The organism is Mycobacterium sp. Root135 (assembly GCF_001426545.1).
Taxonomy (GTDB): domain Bacteria; phylum Actinomycetota; class Actinomycetes; order Mycobacteriales; family Mycobacteriaceae; genus Mycobacterium.
In genome coordinates this window covers 1-16,052 of the sequence record NZ_LMEZ01000004.1, presented here as the reverse complement: position 1 = coordinate 16,052, position 16,052 = coordinate 1, and the positions used below count along the sequence as shown (strand labels likewise).

Genomic DNA, 16,052 nt, shown 5'->3' with positions numbered 1-16,052 from the left:
ACGTCAGTCCGTGATGGCGACGTGGTACGGCACCGCGTAACGCGACAGCACGCGGTCGACGTCGTCCCAGTGTGTCGGGTTCGTGATGCCGACGGTGAGCGCGGGAGACCCGCCCTCGACGTCGGCGTCCACGGTGACCCCCGGCTGCCCGGCGAGTGCCTCGACGACGACTCGGCGGGCGGCGTCTGCACGCAGCGGCAGCTTGTAGGGCTTGCCGATTGCGGTGACCGGCAGAGCGTCGAGGACGGTGACGGACTTCGGCGCGGCGGCCCGCTCGCTTACTTCGGTGGCGGCCCACGTGGCCAGCTCAGAGCCGCTGACGTCGGACCCGGGGTGCAGCGTGACGTAGGCGACCGGTACCTCACCGGAGTGGACGTCGGGAGCGCCAACGGCCGCGGCGGACGCCACCGCGGGATGTGTCAGGAGGGCGTCCTCGATTTGTGCGGGGTCGATGTTGTGGCCGCCACGGATGATGAGGTCCTTGGCCCGCCCCGTCAGGTAGACGAAGCCGTCGTCGTCCACCCAGCCGAGGTCGCCGGTGTCCAGGCGTCCGTCGACCAGGCTGCCGAGTCCGTCGAGTCGAAGGCCGTGCTCGTCACGGCCGGACACGTAGCCGGCGAACACGGTCGGTCCCTCGATCAACAGGGTGCCGATCTCACCGGACGGCAGATCGTCGTAGCGCCCCTGACCGTCGGGTCTGGCCGCGGTGATGCGTTGGTACGGAAAGCGCTGTCCCACAGAGCCCGGACGCCGATGGTCGGGGAAACTGCGGGCGCTCGCACACGTGGCCTCGGTCAGGCCGTACCCCTCGACCAGGGTTATGCCGGTGGCGGATTCGAAGTCCTTGCGCACGGCCTTCGGCAGGGCAGAAGCGCCGACGATGGCGATCTTCATGCTCGAGACGTCGGCGTCGACCGGGCATTGCGCCAGCACGGCGTACACCGTGGGGACCGCGCTCATCGCCGCGATTCGGTAGTGCTGCACCATCTTCCAGAAGTTCGCGTACAGTTGGGGATCCCGGTAGCCGAGCGGCCCGGCCCAGACCACCTGCTGGCCGCGCAACATCGGTGCGAGGAGCGTGACGATCACGGCGTTGACGTGAAAGAGCGGAAGTGCGGCGAAGGCCACCGACTCCCGGTCCAGCACCGTGTCGGCGGCGGCGACCATCCACGCGTCGACGACCTCGTTGGCGTGCGAATGGGCCGCGAGCTTGGGCGTGCCGGTGGTGCCGCCGGTATGAAAGATCGCCGCCACGTCACCGGCTTCAGGCGGCTGCCCGTCGAAGACGGCGCCGTCGTAACCCGACGCCATCACCGAGAGGTAGCCGACGCTGGCACCGTGGAGTGCGGGCGCGGGCTCGGTCGGTTCCGTTCCCGTCGGGGACAGCAGCAACACGGTGTCGATCAGCCCCGAGGACACCAGTGACTGCGCCAGATCCCAACTCGCGGAGTCGAATTCGGGCGACGCACAGATCAACGTCCGCGCACCGGAGCGGTTGAGCAACTCGGCGACGTGGGCAGCGCCAAGGCCGCTGTTGACGGGGGCCGCGATGCCGGCGAGCTGCGCCGCCAAGGTCGCGGTGATGAGACCCTCACAGTTCGGACAGAGCAACGCCACGACGCTGTCGCGCTGAACTCCGATGGCCCGAAGGAAGTTTGCACTTCGGCGCACCTCGGCGGCGAGCTCGGCGAATGTCCGGGAGACGCCGTGCGCCCACCGTGCCGCATCCGGGAGCACGGTTACCGCCGTGGCTTCGGGCCACAGGGCTGCGGCGCGCTCCAGGATGGCGTAGGTCGACGTGGGTAGCTCACGGTGCTCCAGCGGAACGCCTTCGACTGCGACGAGGTCGTCCGGACCGGTGTAGCGCGGCCACAACGACGCGTTGTCGGTCACGCGTAGACGACCTTCATCCGCTGCGCACCGAGGTCGATCGCGCCGTCGTCGGTGGCCACGGTGGCCTCCACGACGTCACCGTGCTGGAGGTACTTCTGATTTCCGGCCTGGCGCTTGAAGAACACCTTCCACTTCACCGCAGGCGGCAGGAGCGCGCCGATCATCTCGATGGGCTTGGGCGGCGCCTTCAACGCGGTGCCCGCCGGGGTGCCGGTCAGCACGAGGTCGCCTGCGGCGAGGTCCTGGAACCGGGTCAGCGACTGCAAGGCGGCCAGCGGCCGGAAGATCATGTCGCCCTCGACGACTGAGTTCTGCCGTTCGTCGCCGCTGACGCTCAGCGTGAGCCGCAGGTCGCCGAAGCGGGCGAGTTCGGTGCCGTCGAGCAGCACCAGTTCGGGGCCGACCGGGGTGAACGTCGGGTAGGACTTGGCCTCGTAGAACTGGGTCTGGGGCAGCTGAATGTCGCGTGCCGACACGTCGTTGGTGATGACCAGGGCGGCGACGTAGTCGCCGAGGTTCGCGTCGGTGAGGACGGTGCCCGCCGGCATGTCGCGTCCGATGACCAGACCGATCTCCACTTCGTAGTCCAGCAACTGAACGTGTTGGGGCTTGACGATGTCGTCGAACGGACCGCTGATCGACGCGGAGGATTTCCGGAAGAACGTCAGCGGAATCGTCTTGGGATCCATCCCCGAATCCCTCACGTGGGACTCGAAGTTGGTCATCTGGGCGACGACGCGACAGGGCCGCGTCACCGGGGATACGAGGTCCAGTCCGTCCACCGCGACGGAGTCGCCCGAGGCGGCGGCGGTGATCGCCGCGCGGTCGGCGAGAAGCTCCCCGGTGGTGACGGCGGTGGTGTCGATCTTGGTGGCACGGTCGGCGTTCTTGACCCACCAGGCGTCGGAGGTGCGGATGACGGAAGTGCTCATGAGCGGGCAACTTTCAGTAGGCCGATGAGGCGGTGGACGTCGAATTCGTTGCGTCGGGGCAGCGCTCGGAGAATGGACAGGGCTTCTTCGCGCGCCCCGCGCGGGCTGGTGCCGAGGAAGTCGCCGCTGACCGGCGGACCCCACTGGGCTAGGCCGCTGGCGGTGAACGGCGCCCAGCCCGGCTCGAGGGAGTCGTCGAACATGTCGCCGTCGGCGAAGTGCTCGACGAGGAACCCGTCGGGATCACGCCAGTAGTCGAAGAGCTGGCTGCCCTGAATGTGGCGGCCGATGCCCCACGACCTGAAGTAGCCACGGTCGCGCAGGTATTCGCCGCCGGCGGCCAGCGCGTCCAGGTCGCTGACTTGGAACGCGGAGTGCACGTATCGGTTGGCCGGGCCGAGCGCCATCGCCAGGGTGTGGTGGTCGGCGAACTCCGAGCCGCGGTCGCAGCGAATGAAGCTCATGGCCGGACCGCGCTCGCGCTGGCCGGGGAAGAACAGGAAGTCGCTGACGATCATCCCGAGGTTCTCGAGATACCAGTTCAACGCCGCGACGTACTTCGTGGATTGCAACACCACGTGCCCGAGCCGCTGAACCCGGGCCGGCGCCCGCGGGGGTCGCTGGGTGACGTTCGCGCGGATGACGTCGTGTCCGGCGTTGACCAGAAGTGGCTTCTGCGTGGGCAATTGGGGTAGGTCGTGGAGGCCCGCGACGACGCGTACCGGGATGCCGCTCGGGTCGACCAGCCGAACCTCGGACCCGCCGACGTCCTCGGGCACGGGTTGTACCGTCGCGCCGGTCTTGGCGGCGAGACGACGGACGTCGGCCTCGTCGGCGGCGCGGAAGGCGATACCGGTGAAGCGTGACCGGTCGCCGCGCCGAAGGAGCACGCAGGGAGCGCCGGAATCGGTTCCCCGTAGGTGCAATTCGTCGGGTCCGCGCGACGACGTCTGGAATCCGAATGCGCGGGCGAAGGCCTCGGCGCGAACCAGGTCGGGCTTGTCGAACTCGAGCCAGGCGATGTCGCGGATCTTGATGACGGGATTCACCGCGCGGCCGGGGTGGTCGCCGCGGACGGCACCCTGCTCGCTGTGCAAATCGCTGTGGCTACCAGCCATGGGCGGGTCGCTCCTCTCGCTTACTGATGAAATCGTCACATACGACGCCATGCTCAGTCAAGGTAGTTGACGAAATCCTCAATAATGAGCCGACTGGTATATTCACCGGGTAGCCCAGAGACGGTGAGGTAGTGATGCAGGAGTCGGCCGAGCCGGGCGTCAGTCGAGTAGAGCGACGCAAGCAACGCACCAGGGCGGCGCTCATCACCGCGGCGCAGGGATTCATCGCCCAAGGCAGGCTCAGCGTGCCGGTGCTCGACATAACCCAGGCCGCCGACGTCGGAATGGGCTCGTTCTACAACTACTTCGACAGCAAGGAAGAGCTCTTCGCGGTCGCCGTAGGTGAGGCGCTCGACGCCCACGGCGCGCTCCTGGACGCGTTGACCGCCGACATCGACGATCCCGCAGAGACTTTCGGCTGCCGGTTCCGGCTCACCGGGCGGCTGTTTCGCCGCCGTCCCCAGGAGAGTCAGATCCTGCTCGCCAACGGCGTCGCCCTGTTGACCTCGGACCGGGGACTGGCACCCCGCGCGCTGCGCGACATCGAAGCCGGCGTCGCCGCCGGTCGCTTCACCGTCGAGGATCCGCAGTTGGCGCTCGCCGTGGCCGGTGGAGCGATCATGGGCTTGGGCGCGCTGTTGAGCAACGATCCGAATCGCGACGACGCCGTCGCGGCCGATTCGGTCACCGCGGACGTGCTGCGGCTGTTCGGCATGTCCGCCGCCGACGCGGCCGACGTCTGCTCCCGGCCGCTGCCCGACCTGGACGCGATCGCCCCGGCTACTCCTCGTTGAGCAGGGCTGCAACGGGACAGACGTCGGCGGCCTCGCGGGCCGCCGGAGCCAAGTCGTCGGGCACGTCGGCGTCGGCGAAGGCGTTGGCCAGTTCCCCGTCGTCGTCGAAGGAGAAGATGGTCGGGGCGGCCTGCGTGCACAAACCGTGGCCTTCACAGCGGTCGTGATCGATGGTTACGCGCATGGGGTGGTCCCTTCTAGGCCGGGACCAGCTCGAGGGGCAGCTGGTCGTAGCGGTGGATGATGTTGTTGATCGCCCAGGTCGGCGTGCCCGTGAGTTCGATGCGATCAACCCGGGCGGCCAGTTCGCGCAGAATTGCCTGCGACTCCAACCGGGCCAGGCCCTGGCCGGCGCAGCCGTGGGTGCCGTAGCCAAACCCCAAGTGACGGTTGACGTCCCGGGTGATGTCGAACGTGTCGGGATCGTCCCACTCGCGCTCGTCGCGGTTGGCGGATGCGTAGACCACCAGAACCCGTGACCCCTTCGGAATTCGGACGCCACCAACGTCGGTGTCGGTGACGGACTTTCGGGTGAAGGCCCGAAGCGGGGACTCCAGGCGCACCACCTCGTTGAGTGCGTTGGCCACCAACGACGGGTCCTCGCGCAGGGCCTGCCACTGGTCGGGATGAGTCGCGAAGAGGTGCAGCGCCGAGCTGATGGCACTGATCGTGGTGTCGAGAGACGGCGCCAGGTAGTCGATCATCAAAGCCGAACACTCCGAGCGGGGGAGTGCACCGTCGTCGGCCGCGCGCAGCACGTCGTCGCCCATGCTGCCGGCCAGCACGCTGCGGTCGCGGACGACGCGTCGCGAGAAGCGCAACATCGACAGGGCAGCGGGCGTCGTCCGCAGCCACTGCCGGTTCAACGGTCCCAGCGAGTCGAACGTCGCCCCCGCCCACGTCAGCAGGTTGTCGCGGCCGTCCTCGGGCCACCCGACGAGGTCCGGCACCACGGCCAGCGGCAACGTCATCGCCACGTCGCGCACCCCGTCGACGTAGCGCCGGGCGACCGCGGCCTCGACGACCGCCTCGGCCTTGGCGTCGACGGCCTCACTCATCGCGCGCAGCGCCTTCGGGGTGAGGCGGTGGGCGAGCAGCTTGCGACGGCGCTGGTGGTCGGCGCCGTCGCTGTTGAGGGTGGTTCCGCGGGACAGCCGATTGGTCAGCCGATTCAACGCCACACCCTCGCCGGAGATGAAGTTGACGTCGTCGCGCAGCACCGCCTTGCACTCGGTGTAGCGGGGCAGCGCGTAGACCCGCTGGCGGCTCAGCCACACCACCGGGCCAAGCTCGCGGAGCGCTGCGTAGTGAGGGTAGGGATCGCGGATTCCGCTGCGGGAGAACATGTCCCGGCGGTATACCGGAGCGTGGGCGGCGTTCCCCATGGCAGGTCCTTCCCTCGAGCGTGTGGCGCTGACGAGGTCAACCAAACCAAAGAATGACGATATCGTCAAGTATGACTAAATCTGGCAGCCGTCGAGGTGCGGCCGGTCAGTCCGGCTCGTCGAGCACCGAGAACGGCTCGGTCGGCGTCTCCACCACCAACAACCGCGCCGCCGAATCGCTCGGTACGACCTCGTTCGCCAGGGCGATCAACGCCCGCTCGGTGCCCACGTCCCGACCGGCCTGCTCCGACAGCAACCACCGCACCTCGAGCAGATCGCAGTACGCCTGAATGGCCGTGCCCCTGCGCCCGACCGCCGCATGCGCGCGGTCCATCGTCGGCCTGACGAGTTCCATCAGCCACAGCTGGGCGGCAGTCGGCAGGTCGACGTCATGGCCGGCCTCGCTGCACAGCTGCGCCTGATAGGCGTGCAGATCGCCGAGCAGGTGCGTGGCCTGGCCCTCGCCGACCTCGACGCCGGCCAGCTCGCGCAACTGGGTGGCGTGGTAATTGCGATCTCCCACAGCCACTTTCAGCCGCAGCTGGTCGCTGCCCGCCTCGTCGTGGCGCAACGACACCTCGTCGACGGCAAAGCCCAACTCGTTGAGCTTGCGGATTCGGCTCTCCACCCGGTGGCGATCGGCGTAGGCGAACACCGGCTCGTCGTGCAGCAGCTCCCACAGCCCGACATAGCGCGTCCGCAGACTCAACGCCTCGCCAATCAGCTGGTCCCGCAACGCCGTACCGCCATCCATCCGGGCAGCGATGTCCATCAGGCCCGCCGCGACGTTTTCCACCATCACGTCGACGTCGAGTTCACGCTGCCCGTCCGACAGGTGCGGGTGGACCTCGCTGGTCTCCGCGTCGACCAGGGACGCCTGCAGCACCTGACCGTCCCGCGAGAACAGGGTGTTGGCCAGCGAGCAATCCCCCCAAAACACCCCGCGTCGATGCAGTTCCACCAACAACGAGGCCATGCCGTCGAGCAACCGGGACCGCTGCTTGGGCGCGTCGGGAGGCAGCCGCAGGAACAGCCGCCGATACTGCCAGGACCCCTCCAGATAGCGGGTCAGCAGGATCGAGGTGTCGAAGTCGGGCTGTCGCACCACACCGGCTCGCCGCACCGCGTTGAGATGCAACTCCTCGATGCGGCCCAACGCGTCGTACTCACGGACCGCGATGCGCGGCGGCAACTCCTTGAGCGCCCACAGCGCACCGTCGCACTCGACGAACTTGACCAGGTGCCTGCTTGGCCCGACCGCCATGTCGCGCAACGGAACCTCGGGTACCAACCACTCCGCGAGCGGCCGCTCCCACGGCAGGCCGAGGAGCCCCGGGGACGGGGTCCGTAGCCGCAGCTCGGGCGCGGCCACGACGGAACTCGGGTCAGCCCGCGGCGGCGGCGTGGCGACCCGAGGCGTCGCCGGCGTCGCTTGACGCCTGGACCCGGGTCAGGTTGTCGCCGGACGCGGGATCGAAGAGGTGGATCCGTTCGGCGTCCAGCCACAGCGTGGCCTCGTCGCCGTTGCGGACCCGGCTCAGCGGGTCGAGCTCGACGCAGATCTGGGTGCGCATCTGTTCGCTGTCCAGGTCGTTGGCGAGTTCGGCCAGCTGCGAGACGATTTCGGCAGGCGCCTCGAACGGGACGAACGCGTACTGCTCGTTGCCCAGCCACTCCGTGACGTCGATGGTGACGTCGAAGGTCACGCCACGCGACTTCTTGCCCGCGTCGACGAACTCGGCGTCCTCGAACGCCCCGGGACGAACACCCGCGATGTAGATCTTCCCGTCCTCGATCTTGTCGCGCCATTCGTCGCGCAGCGGGATCGTGACGAACGGCAGCTCGATCGAGTCGCCGTTGACGCGCGCGGGCACGAAGTTCATCGGGGGAGACCCGATGAACCCGGCGACGAACAAGTTGACCGGCTGGTCGTAGAGCTCCCGAGGGCTGGCGATCTGTTGCAGCACACCCTTCTTCAACACCGCCACCCGGTCGCCAAGGGTCATGGCCTCGGTCTGGTCGTGGGTGACGTACACGGTGGTGACGCCGAGGCGGCGCTGCAACCGAAGGATCTCGGTGCGCATCTGACCGCGCAGCTTGGCGTCGAGGTTGCTCAACGGCTCGTCGAACAGGAACGCGTCCGCTTGCCGCACGATCGCCCGGCCCATCGCCACTCGCTGACGCTGACCGCCGGAGAGGTTCGCAGGCTTGCGGTCGAGGTGCTCTCCGAGCTCGAGCGTCTCGGCGGCCTCGGACACCAGCTTGCGGATCTCGTCGTCGGAGTGCTTGCCCGACAACCTAAGTGGGAACGCGATGTTCTCGAACACCGTCAGGTGGGGGTACAGCGCGTAGTTCTGGAACACCATCGCCAGATTGCGCTCGCGCGGAGCCTTGTCGTTGACGCGGGTGTCGCCGATGATCATGTCGCCGGAGGTGATGTCCTCGAGACCGACGATCATCCGCAGCAGCGTGGACTTTCCGCAGCCCGACGGACCGACCAGAATCATGAACTCGCCGTCGGCGACGTCGATGCTGACGTCGTTGACGGCGGGAAAGCCGTCACCGTACTTCTTCACGATGTTGCGCATGGTGATTGCTGCCATGGTTATCCCTTCACTGCGCCGGAGGTGAGGCCGGCGACGATGCGGCGCTGAAAGACGAGAACGAGGATGACGACGGGGATCGTGACGATGACCGACGCCGCCATGATGTAGGGCACCGGCGACTCGAAGTACGAGGCACCCTGGAAGAACGCCAGCGCCGCGGGAACGGTGCGGGCACTGTCGGTGGAGGTCAACGAGATCGCGAACAGAAAGTCGTTCCAGCAGAAGAAGAACGTCAGGATCGCGGTGGTGAACACCCCTGGCGCCGCCAACGGCACGATGACCTTCCGGAACGCCTGCCACGCCGTCGCACCGTCGACCTGAGCGGCTTGTTCCATTTCCCACGGAATCTGCCGGAAGAACGCCGACATGGTCCAGATCGACAGCGGCAACGCGAAGGTCAGGTACGGGATGATCAGACCCAGCCAGGTGTCGTAGATGCCGAGCCCGCGCCACATGTCGAACAGCGGACCGACCAACGCCGCCTGCGGGAACATCGCGATGCCCAACGCCAACGACAAAAGCACCTTCTTGCCCGGAAAGTCCAGGCGCGCAATCGCGTACGCGGCGAACATCGCGACCACCACCGAGATCAACGTCGCGATGACCGCGATGCCGATCGAGTTGATCAACGCGCGCGTGAACAACGGGTTGGCGAAGATCTGGGCGAAGTTGTCGAGGGTGAAGGTGCTCGGCAGGAACTGCGGCGTCCCCGAGACGATGTCCGACGGCGGCTTGAAGGCCAGGCTGATCATCCACAGCAACGGCACGAAGCTGTAGAGCACGATCACGATGCCGGCGATCGTCCACCACCGGGCGCTCTTGGCGCTGCTCACTGGTCACCCCTGACTTGCGAGAGATCGGTCTTGAACACCTTGATGAAGATCCAGGCGATCGCGACGACGGTGATGAACAGCAGCACCGAAATCGCCGACCCCATCCCGAGATTCACCAGCGTGACGTTCTGCCGGTAGGCCAGGAAGGAGATCGTCTCGGTGTTGTTGGCACCGGCGGTCATGACGTACGGATTGTCGAAGATGCGCCACGCGTCGAGCGTGCGGAACAACAGCGCCACCATGATCGCGGCCTTCATGTTGGGCAACGTGATCTTCCACAGCCGCTGCCACGCCGTCGCCCCGTCGACCTTGGCGGCCTCCTGCATGTCCTCGGGCACCTGCACCAGACCGGCCAGCAGCAGCAGCGAGATGAACGGCGTGGTCTTCCAGATCTCCGAGAGGCAGATGACGAAGATCGCCGACCACCGGTTGCCGAACCAGTCGAAGTCGGTGAGGTTGAGCCACTGGTTGACGAAGCCGGAGTCGGTGGCGAAGGCGTACCGCCAGATGAAGGCCGACACCACGGTCACGATGCCGTACGGGATCAGGATTGCCGTGCGCAGCGGACCGCGGCCCCGGACGATCCGCAGCATCACGAATGCGAAGCAGAACCCCAGCACCAGTTCGATCGCGACGGTGACGATGGTGATCGCCAGCGTCGTCACGAAGTCGTTCCACCACACCGGGTCGGTCAGGATGACCCCGAAGTTGCCCAACCCGACGAAGGTGCGGCCCTCCGGGTCGGTGAGCCGGAAGTTGTACAGCGACAACACCAGTGCATAACCCAGCGGGTAGGCGGTGACCAACAGCATCACCACGTACGACGGCAGGGTCAGATAGATGCCGAGCCGCCGCTCGCCGCGGACCCGCTCACTGACGACCTTCTTGCCCGCGTCCTTCTTCTGGACGGGCGCGTCCTGAACCGCGGTCACAGCAGCCGCCTTCCCGCCAGCACGTCGGCCACGAATTGATCTGACTCCTTGGGTGTTTGCTCGGTCACTGACGCCGGCGGGTGCCACGTCTGGGTGATCGCTCCCGCGACGTCGGTGTAGTACGGCGTCACCGGACGGGGACCGCCCTCGCCGATGGACTCCCGAATCAGGTCGGCGTTGGCGTACTCCTCGCGGACCTTCGGATCGTCGTATGACGCGGCGTACGGCGACGCCTCACTCTCGTCGAGCATGTACTTGGTGGCCTTCGGTTCGGCGTTGATGCACTCCACCAACTGGACCGCCTGGTCGGGATGCTTAGAGTAGGCGCCGACGCCAAGGTTGGCCCCGCCGAGCGGGGGAGCGCTGGGGCGGTCGGCGAACACCCGTGGGTAGCGGGCCCATCCGATGTCGTCGACGATCGCCTGGTCGAGCGTCCCGGCTTCGGCAGCGGTGCGGGCGGCCGCCAGAACGTACGGCCAGTTCAGCATGAACATGCCCTGCTCCGACTGGAACGTCGCGCGGGCCTGCTCCTCGGCGGCGTTGGACAAGTCGACGGGCGCGGCGCTGGACCGCGCGAGATTGCCGACGATCTCGGCGGCCTTCTCACCGGCGGGACTGTCCAGCGACGGCTTGGCGTTGCGTCCCGCCTCGACGTCCTGAAGCACCTCGCCACCACCGGAGAGCACCAGCGCGTTGATCCACACCATGTAGCCCTCGTAACGCTGGCCCTGGGTGGAGATCTTCTTGCCTTGCCCCACAGCGGCTTTCATCATGTCGTCCCACGTGAAGTTCGGGCTGGTGGGATCCACGCCCGCCGCAGCCGCCAAGGACTTGCGGTACCAGAGCAGCTGGGCGTTCGACTTGTACGGTGCGCCGAAGAGCTTGTCCTCCCACATCCCGGTCTTCACCGGTGCCGGCAGCATCCCCGCGGTGAGGCGGGCGGTCTCCTCGGCGGTGTACGGCCGCAGGAAGCCGGCATGGGAGAACTCCGCGGTGAACACCACGTCGAGGCTCACCACGTCGATCGAGCTATCCCCGGCGGCCAGGCGCCGCACCATCTGCTCCCGCTGCGCGGTGGCGGTGCTGGGCAGCGACTCGATTCGCACCTTGTATGCGCCACCCGAGGCGTCCGCACACTGTTCGGCACGCGCCGCGGACCCGCCGTTGTCCGGCAGGATGTACCACGTCAGCGTCGGGGGACCGCTCTCACTCCCGCAGCCGGACAACAGTGTTGCGGCCAAGATCGATGCGCTGGCCAGCGCGATTGCCCGTCGTATCGGTGAATGGGCGAACTGAATTCGTTTCATGCATCCTCGTCTGTCGAGCAGCAGCCATCTCAACCTGCACACGAGTGTGGCACACCTCACAACGTCTTTGGGCAGGTTGCCTATGCTTGACGGCGATGGTCGTCGAAAGCCGTTGCAGAACTGAAACTCCCGACAGACCAGCGGTGGGGGGTATCGCCAGCCCGCTCAACGGGTAGTCCTCGACGACGTTCACCCAAACCCGATCCGAGGAGAGCCGTGGCACCCGCAGAATCCTGGTGGCAGACCGCCGTCGTCTACCAGGTCTACATCCGCAGCTTCGCCGACGGGAACGGCGACGGCGTCGGCGACATCGCCGGGCTTCGGGACCGCTTGCCATACCTGGCTCAACTTGGCGTCGACGCCATCTGGATCAACCCCTGGTATCCGTCGCCCCTGGCCGATGGCGGGTACGACGTAGCCGACTACCGCGACGTCGAGCCGCTCTACGGAACCCTGCCCGAGGCCGACCTGGTGATAGCCGAGGCGCACGAGGCCGGCATCCGCGTGCTGCTCGACATCGTGCCCAACCACAGCTCCGATCAGCACCGGTGGTTCGTCGCGGCACTTGCCGGTGACCCAAAGGCCAGGCAGCGCTACCACTTTCGCGATGGTCTCGGCCCCGACGGGGCGCTGCCGCCCAACGACTGGCAGAGCGTCTTCGGTGGGCCCGCTTGGACCAGGGTGCCCGACGGGCAGTGGTACCTGCACCTCTTCGCACCCGGCCAACCCGACTTCAACTGGGACAACCCGGAGGTGCGTGCCGAATTCGAGGACGTCTTGGCGTTCTGGTTCGACAAGGGCGTCGACGGCTTCCGCATCGACGTCGCGCACGGATTGGTGAAGGCCGACGGGCTGCCCGACGGCGGCCCCGGAAACGACGCCGCACCAGGGTTGGTTCAGCACAACGAGTCCCACCCCGCCTGGGACCAGGACGGCGTGCACGACGTCTACCGAGGGTGGCGCACGGTCGCGAATCGCTATGCGCCCGAACGGATCTTCATCGCCGAGGCCTGGGTGCCCAACAACGAACGCCTGGCGCGATACCTGCGCTTCGACGAGTTGCACACCGCGTTCCAGTTCGACTTCCTTCGGGCGCCATGGCGGGCGAGCATCCTGCGGACCGTCGTCGACGACGCCGTCAAGGAAGCGGCATCCGTCGGCGCCCCGCCGACCTGGGTGCTGTCCAACCACGACGTCACCCGCACCGTCACCCGCTACGCCCGGTCCCAACCCGACCATCTGATCGAGACGGACTGGGAGCGGAGCCGGTGGGCCGAGGAGCCCGCCGACTACGCGCTGGGTTTGCGTCGAGCCCGGGCGGCGGCCTTGATGCAGTTGGCGCTGCCGGGAACGGCGTACGTGTACCAGGGCGAGGAGCTCGGTCTCGAGGAGGTCGAGGACCTGCCCAACGAAGTCCGGCAGGATCCGATCTGGGAGCAGTCGGGGCACACCGACGTCGGCCGCGACGGCTGCCGCGTCCCGCTCCCATGGAGCGGCGACACCGCGCCCCTTGGCTTCTCGACCAATCCCGACGCGACGACGTGGCTGCCGCAGCCGCAGCACTGGGCGTCACGCACCGCCGCCGTACAAGACAGCGATCCCGATTCCACGCTGAACCTGTATCGCCATGCGCTGGCCGTGCGCGCCACGACGTGGGTGGGCGCCGGTGAGCTGGAGTGGATTCCCACCGCACCGGAGGTCGCGGCATTTCGGCGCGGCGATGCCCAATGCTGGGTCAACACGGGGGAGCAGACGGTGGAGCTTCCGACCGACGCGACGGTGGTGCTGGCATCTGCCCCGGGAACGGCGGGTCAGCTGCCGCCGGATGCGGCGGCGTGGCTAGTGACCGACTAGTTCGCGGCCCACTGCCTCTTCTCGGGGAAGAGGTGCTGGGCGGCGGTGACGACATGGTGATTCCGGTGCCGGGCGGGGTCGAGTTCGGTGACGACCTCGAGCACGGGCGCTGGTGCGGGACTAGGAGTTGGCACTGGTACGACGCTCGCGGTGGTCGGCTGCGGCATCGCGCGCTCGATCCCCAGGACGTCGCCGATCTCGGCCCACCCGATCCCCGCGTCGTGCGCGGCCAAGGCTGCCACCTGCACGGCATGAGACGCCGACTGCAGGTTCTTGCACTCGCGCTTCCACTTCGCATTGCGCCGGGCAAGGTCGAGTGTGGCCTGCGCGGCGGCGAGTCGTTCCAGCTCCGGGCTGTTCCGAGATGTTGAGCGAACCACTGCGTCCGCGTCATGACGACGCCCGTTGGAACTGTTCATGTGTTTGCCGATCCCCCAATCAGTGCACCAAGCATTACAGCCCCCAACTGCAATGGCAATGCGGAAATTATTACGTGTTACCTGCGATGATCTTGATTTATTGCGAGCGCCCGGCGTGCCGCTCCCGCGGACGATGGCTGCTCTGGCGGCGCACGAGGGTTAGCTGAGGAATGCGATTGCCAGCATTCGTCCAGGTTCGCGGCCGCGTTCGGTCCGTGCTCGACGTCGCCACGGACCGGGGGACGACGCCGCGTTTTGGCTGATCGGCGCACCGCGCGCTATTCTTTCCCACGTTCCACCGAAGACCGTCGGTCACCGAGCAATCGGTTGAAGGTCCCGGAATCACCCGGGCGGCCCACGCAGGAGGACGAGGCACCACCGTTGACTCGCGTCAGCGGATTTTCACGCCCCGGCCGCACTGCGCCCGGGGCGTTCGTCGTTTTCCGGGGTTGACTGACGGACCCACACCTAGATAGGAGGCATGCATGGCCAGAGCTGACAAGGCCACCGCCGTTGCCGACATCGCCGAGCAGTTCAAGGAGTCGACCGCCACGGTCGTCACCGAGTACCGCGGCCTCACCGTGGCCAACCTTGCGGATCTGCGCAAGTCCCTCGGTGGCTCCGCGTCCTACGCGGTCGCCAAGAACACCCTGGTTAAGCGTGCCGCGTCCGAGGCGGGTGTGACGGGTCTCGACGACCTGTTCACCGGTCCGACCGCCATCGCGTTCATCAAGGGTGAGCCCGTCGATGCCGCCAAGGCAATCAAGACGTTCGCCAAGGATCACAAGGCCCTCGTCATCAAGGGCGGCTACATGGACGGCAAAGCGCTGTCCGTGGACGAGGTCAACCGCATCGCGGACCTCGAGTCGCGCGAGGTGCTGCTGGCCAAGCTGGCCGGCGCGATGAAGGCAAAGACCAGCCAGGCTGCGGCGCTCTTCGCTGCCCCGGCGTCGCAGGTCGCCCGCCTCGTCTTCGCGCTTCAGGAGAAGAGGGAGGCCGCCGAAGGTGGCCCCGCCGCCGCTCCTGCTGCCGCCGCGGACGAAGCAGAAGCAGAAGCACCGACGGACGCCGTGGCAGACGCCCCGGCCGACGCCGAATAAACCACCCACCAAGAACCAAGCAAGAAATCTAGGAAGGACCACACCATGGCCAAGCTCAGCACCGAAGACCTGCTCGACGCGTTCAAGGAACTGACCCTGTTGGAGCTCTCGGAGTTCGTCAAGGCCTTCGAGGAGACCTTCGACGTCACCGCAGCTGCCCCCGTCGCCGTTGCCGCCGCCGCTGGCGCAGCCGCGCCTGCCGAGGCCGCTGAGGAGCAGTCGGAATTCGACGTCATCCTCGAGGGTGCCGGCGAGAAGAAGATCGGCGTCATCAAGGTCGTCCGTGAGATCGTCTCGGGCCTGGGCCTCAAGGAGGCCAAGGATCTCGTCGACAGCGCCCCCAAGCCGCTGCTCGAGAAGGTCAACAAGGATCAGGCAGACGACGCCAAGGCCAAGCTCGAGGCCGCCGGCGCCACCGTCACCGTCAAGTAGTAATCCTTACGGGAAAGCCGCCTGGGATCATCACGATCCCGGGCGGCTTTTTCATGTCTGGAGGCAGGTCGAGCAAAGTTCGGCGTCACGGGCTGGCGGTTGCCCGAATGGCGGACAAAGCGAAGAGGGCCCGGAGTCGGTGCGCTACAGTGACTCAAACCACAGGCGTGTGTGTCTGTTTGGCGAGCAAAAGCACTGGCGGAAGGGTCGCGCGTGGGCATTGGTATTCAGGTAGAGGGATTGACGAAGTCCTTCGGGCCCCAGCGAATCTGGGAAGACGTCACCTTCGACATCCCGCACGGTGAAGTCAGCGTGCTGCTGGGCCCCTCCGGTACCGGCAAGTCGGTGTTCCTGAAGTCGTTGATCGGTCTGCTGCGTCCCGAGCGCGGCAAGATCATCGTCGACGGCACCAACACTGCACGGTCTGTCTCGGACGCTGGTCGCCAA

General features: G+C 67.1%; 16 protein-coding genes. 5 read left to right on the top strand and 11 right to left on the bottom strand.

From position 1 onward, the window contains the following. Positions 1 to 3: 3 nt before the first annotated feature. The 3 genes from ASD37_RS07910 to ASD37_RS07900 are packed head-to-tail and all read right to left on the bottom strand — an operon-like array spanning position 4 to position 3,943. Positions 4 to 1,893 carry an acyl-CoA synthetase gene (locus ASD37_RS07910; protein ID WP_056550369.1) on the bottom strand — a complete coding sequence of 630 codons (1,890 nt, stop codon included), beginning with the start codon at positions 1,891 to 1,893 and terminating at the stop codon, positions 4 to 6. Then, a complete protein-coding gene (locus ASD37_RS07905) occupies positions 1,890 to 2,825 on the bottom strand; it encodes a fumarylacetoacetate hydrolase family protein (protein ID WP_056550368.1) in 936 nt (311 codons plus the stop codon). Before ASD37_RS07905 ends, ASD37_RS07910 begins: the two co-directional genes overlap by 4 nt. Continuing rightward, the gene (locus tag ASD37_RS07900; protein ID WP_156720787.1) at positions 2,822 to 3,943 is read right to left on the bottom strand and encodes a VOC family protein; all 1,122 of its coding nucleotides are present in this window, start codon (positions 3,941 to 3,943) and stop codon (positions 2,822 to 2,824) included. Before ASD37_RS07900 ends, ASD37_RS07905 begins: the two co-directional genes overlap by 4 nt. Before the next feature lie 134 nt (positions 3,944 to 4,077). On the opposite strand from ASD37_RS07900, the gene ASD37_RS07895 reads away from it, so the two are divergent. Further along, a complete protein-coding gene (locus tag ASD37_RS07895; RefSeq protein WP_056550983.1) occupies positions 4,078 to 4,737 on the top strand; it encodes a TetR/AcrR family transcriptional regulator in 660 nt (219 codons plus the stop codon). On the opposite strand, the gene ASD37_RS07890 is transcribed toward ASD37_RS07895, so the two are convergent. The 7 genes from ASD37_RS07890 to ASD37_RS07860 form a co-directional block, all read right to left on the bottom strand. Continuing rightward, positions 4,724 to 4,921 carry a ferredoxin gene (locus tag ASD37_RS07890; RefSeq protein WP_056550364.1) on the bottom strand — a complete coding sequence of 66 codons (198 nt, stop codon included), beginning with the start codon at positions 4,919 to 4,921 and terminating at the stop codon, positions 4,724 to 4,726. The genes ASD37_RS07895 and ASD37_RS07890 overlap by 14 nt on opposite strands. A 13-nt stretch (positions 4,922 to 4,934) precedes the next feature. Continuing rightward, positions 4,935 to 6,122: a cytochrome P450 gene (locus tag ASD37_RS07885; RefSeq protein ID WP_056550362.1), complete on the bottom strand. Its 1,188-nt coding sequence runs from the start codon at positions 6,120 to 6,122 to the stop codon at positions 4,935 to 4,937. A 106-nt stretch (positions 6,123 to 6,228) separates the two neighbouring features. Next, positions 6,229 to 7,494 carry a DUF4032 domain-containing protein gene (locus ASD37_RS07880; RefSeq protein ID WP_056550360.1) on the bottom strand — a complete coding sequence of 422 codons (1,266 nt, stop codon included), beginning with the start codon at positions 7,492 to 7,494 and terminating at the stop codon, positions 6,229 to 6,231. 13 nt (positions 7,495 to 7,507) lie between these two features. Further along, positions 7,508 to 8,725, bottom strand: coding sequence for an ABC transporter ATP-binding protein (locus ASD37_RS07875; RefSeq protein ID WP_056550357.1), 1,218 nt, complete (start codon positions 8,723 to 8,725; stop codon positions 7,508 to 7,510). A 2-nt stretch (positions 8,726 to 8,727) separates the two neighbouring features. Further along, positions 8,728 to 9,561, bottom strand: a complete 834-nt coding sequence (locus ASD37_RS07870) for a carbohydrate ABC transporter permease (RefSeq protein WP_056550355.1) — start codon at positions 9,559 to 9,561, stop codon at positions 8,728 to 8,730. Further along, positions 9,558 to 10,493, bottom strand: coding sequence for a carbohydrate ABC transporter permease (locus ASD37_RS07865; protein WP_056550353.1), 936 nt, complete (start codon positions 10,491 to 10,493; stop codon positions 9,558 to 9,560). The genes ASD37_RS07870 and ASD37_RS07865 overlap by 4 nt, the downstream gene beginning before the upstream one ends. Then, the gene (locus tag ASD37_RS07860; protein WP_056550349.1) at positions 10,490 to 11,800 is read right to left on the bottom strand and encodes an extracellular solute-binding protein; all 1,311 of its coding nucleotides are present in this window, start codon (positions 11,798 to 11,800) and stop codon (positions 10,490 to 10,492) included. Before ASD37_RS07860 ends, ASD37_RS07865 begins: the two co-directional genes overlap by 4 nt. 216 nt (positions 11,801 to 12,016) lie before the next feature. Between ASD37_RS07860 and ASD37_RS07855 the strand changes: the two genes are divergently transcribed. Continuing rightward, positions 12,017 to 13,654 carry a glycoside hydrolase family 13 protein gene (locus ASD37_RS07855; protein ID WP_056550343.1) on the top strand — a complete coding sequence of 546 codons (1,638 nt, stop codon included), beginning with the start codon at positions 12,017 to 12,019 and terminating at the stop codon, positions 13,652 to 13,654. Here the strand turns inward: ASD37_RS07855 and ASD37_RS07850 are convergent. Further along, positions 13,651 to 14,034: a hypothetical protein gene (locus ASD37_RS07850; protein ID WP_056550341.1), complete on the bottom strand. Its 384-nt coding sequence runs from the start codon at positions 14,032 to 14,034 to the stop codon at positions 13,651 to 13,653. The genes ASD37_RS07855 and ASD37_RS07850 overlap by 4 nt on opposite strands. A 524-nt stretch (positions 14,035 to 14,558) precedes the next feature. Between ASD37_RS07850 and rplJ the strand changes: the two genes are divergently transcribed. The 3 genes from rplJ to ASD37_RS07835 all read left to right on the top strand — a co-directional run. Then, entirely contained in the window at positions 14,559 to 15,173 is a 615-nt protein-coding gene (gene rplJ / locus ASD37_RS07845; RefSeq protein WP_056550339.1) for a 50S ribosomal protein L10, read from the top strand. A gap of 45 nt (positions 15,174 to 15,218) precedes the next feature. Then, a complete protein-coding gene (rplL, locus tag ASD37_RS07840) occupies positions 15,219 to 15,605 on the top strand; it encodes a 50S ribosomal protein L7/L12 (protein ID WP_056550331.1) in 387 nt (128 codons plus the stop codon). Positions 15,606 to 15,818: 213 nt separating this feature from the next. Then, a partial coding sequence (locus ASD37_RS07835) for an ATP-binding cassette domain-containing protein (RefSeq protein ID WP_156720786.1) occupies positions 15,819 to 16,052 on the top strand: 234 nt, incomplete at its 3' end.

Excerpts from the sequence above, each read along its gene's own strand:
- ASD37_RS07905 (WP_056550368.1), bottom strand. The coding sequence starts at position 2,825 with ATGAGCACTTCCGTCATCCGCACCTCCGACGCCTGGTGGGTCAAGAAC.
- ASD37_RS07900 (WP_156720787.1), bottom strand. The coding sequence starts at position 3,943 with ATGGCTGGTAGCCACAGCGATTTGCACAGCGAGCAGGGTGCCGTCCGC.
- ASD37_RS07895 (WP_056550983.1), top strand. The coding sequence starts at position 4,078 with ATGCAGGAGTCGGCCGAGCCGGGCGTCAGTCGAGTAGAGCGACGCAAG.
- ASD37_RS07890 (WP_056550364.1), bottom strand. The coding sequence starts at position 4,921 with ATGCGCGTAACCATCGATCACGACCGCTGTGAAGGCCACGGTTTGTGC.
- ASD37_RS07885 (WP_056550362.1), bottom strand. The coding sequence starts at position 6,122 with ATGGGGAACGCCGCCCACGCTCCGGTATACCGCCGGGACATGTTCTCC.
- ASD37_RS07875 (WP_056550357.1), bottom strand. The coding sequence starts at position 8,725 with ATGGCAGCAATCACCATGCGCAACATCGTGAAGAAGTACGGTGACGGC.
- ASD37_RS07860 (WP_056550349.1), bottom strand. The coding sequence starts at position 11,800 with ATGAAACGAATTCAGTTCGCCCATTCACCGATACGACGGGCAATCGCG.
- rplJ (WP_056550339.1), top strand. The coding sequence starts at position 14,559 with ATGGCCAGAGCTGACAAGGCCACCGCCGTTGCCGACATCGCCGAGCAG.
- rplL (WP_056550331.1), top strand. The coding sequence starts at position 15,219 with ATGGCCAAGCTCAGCACCGAAGACCTGCTCGACGCGTTCAAGGAACTG.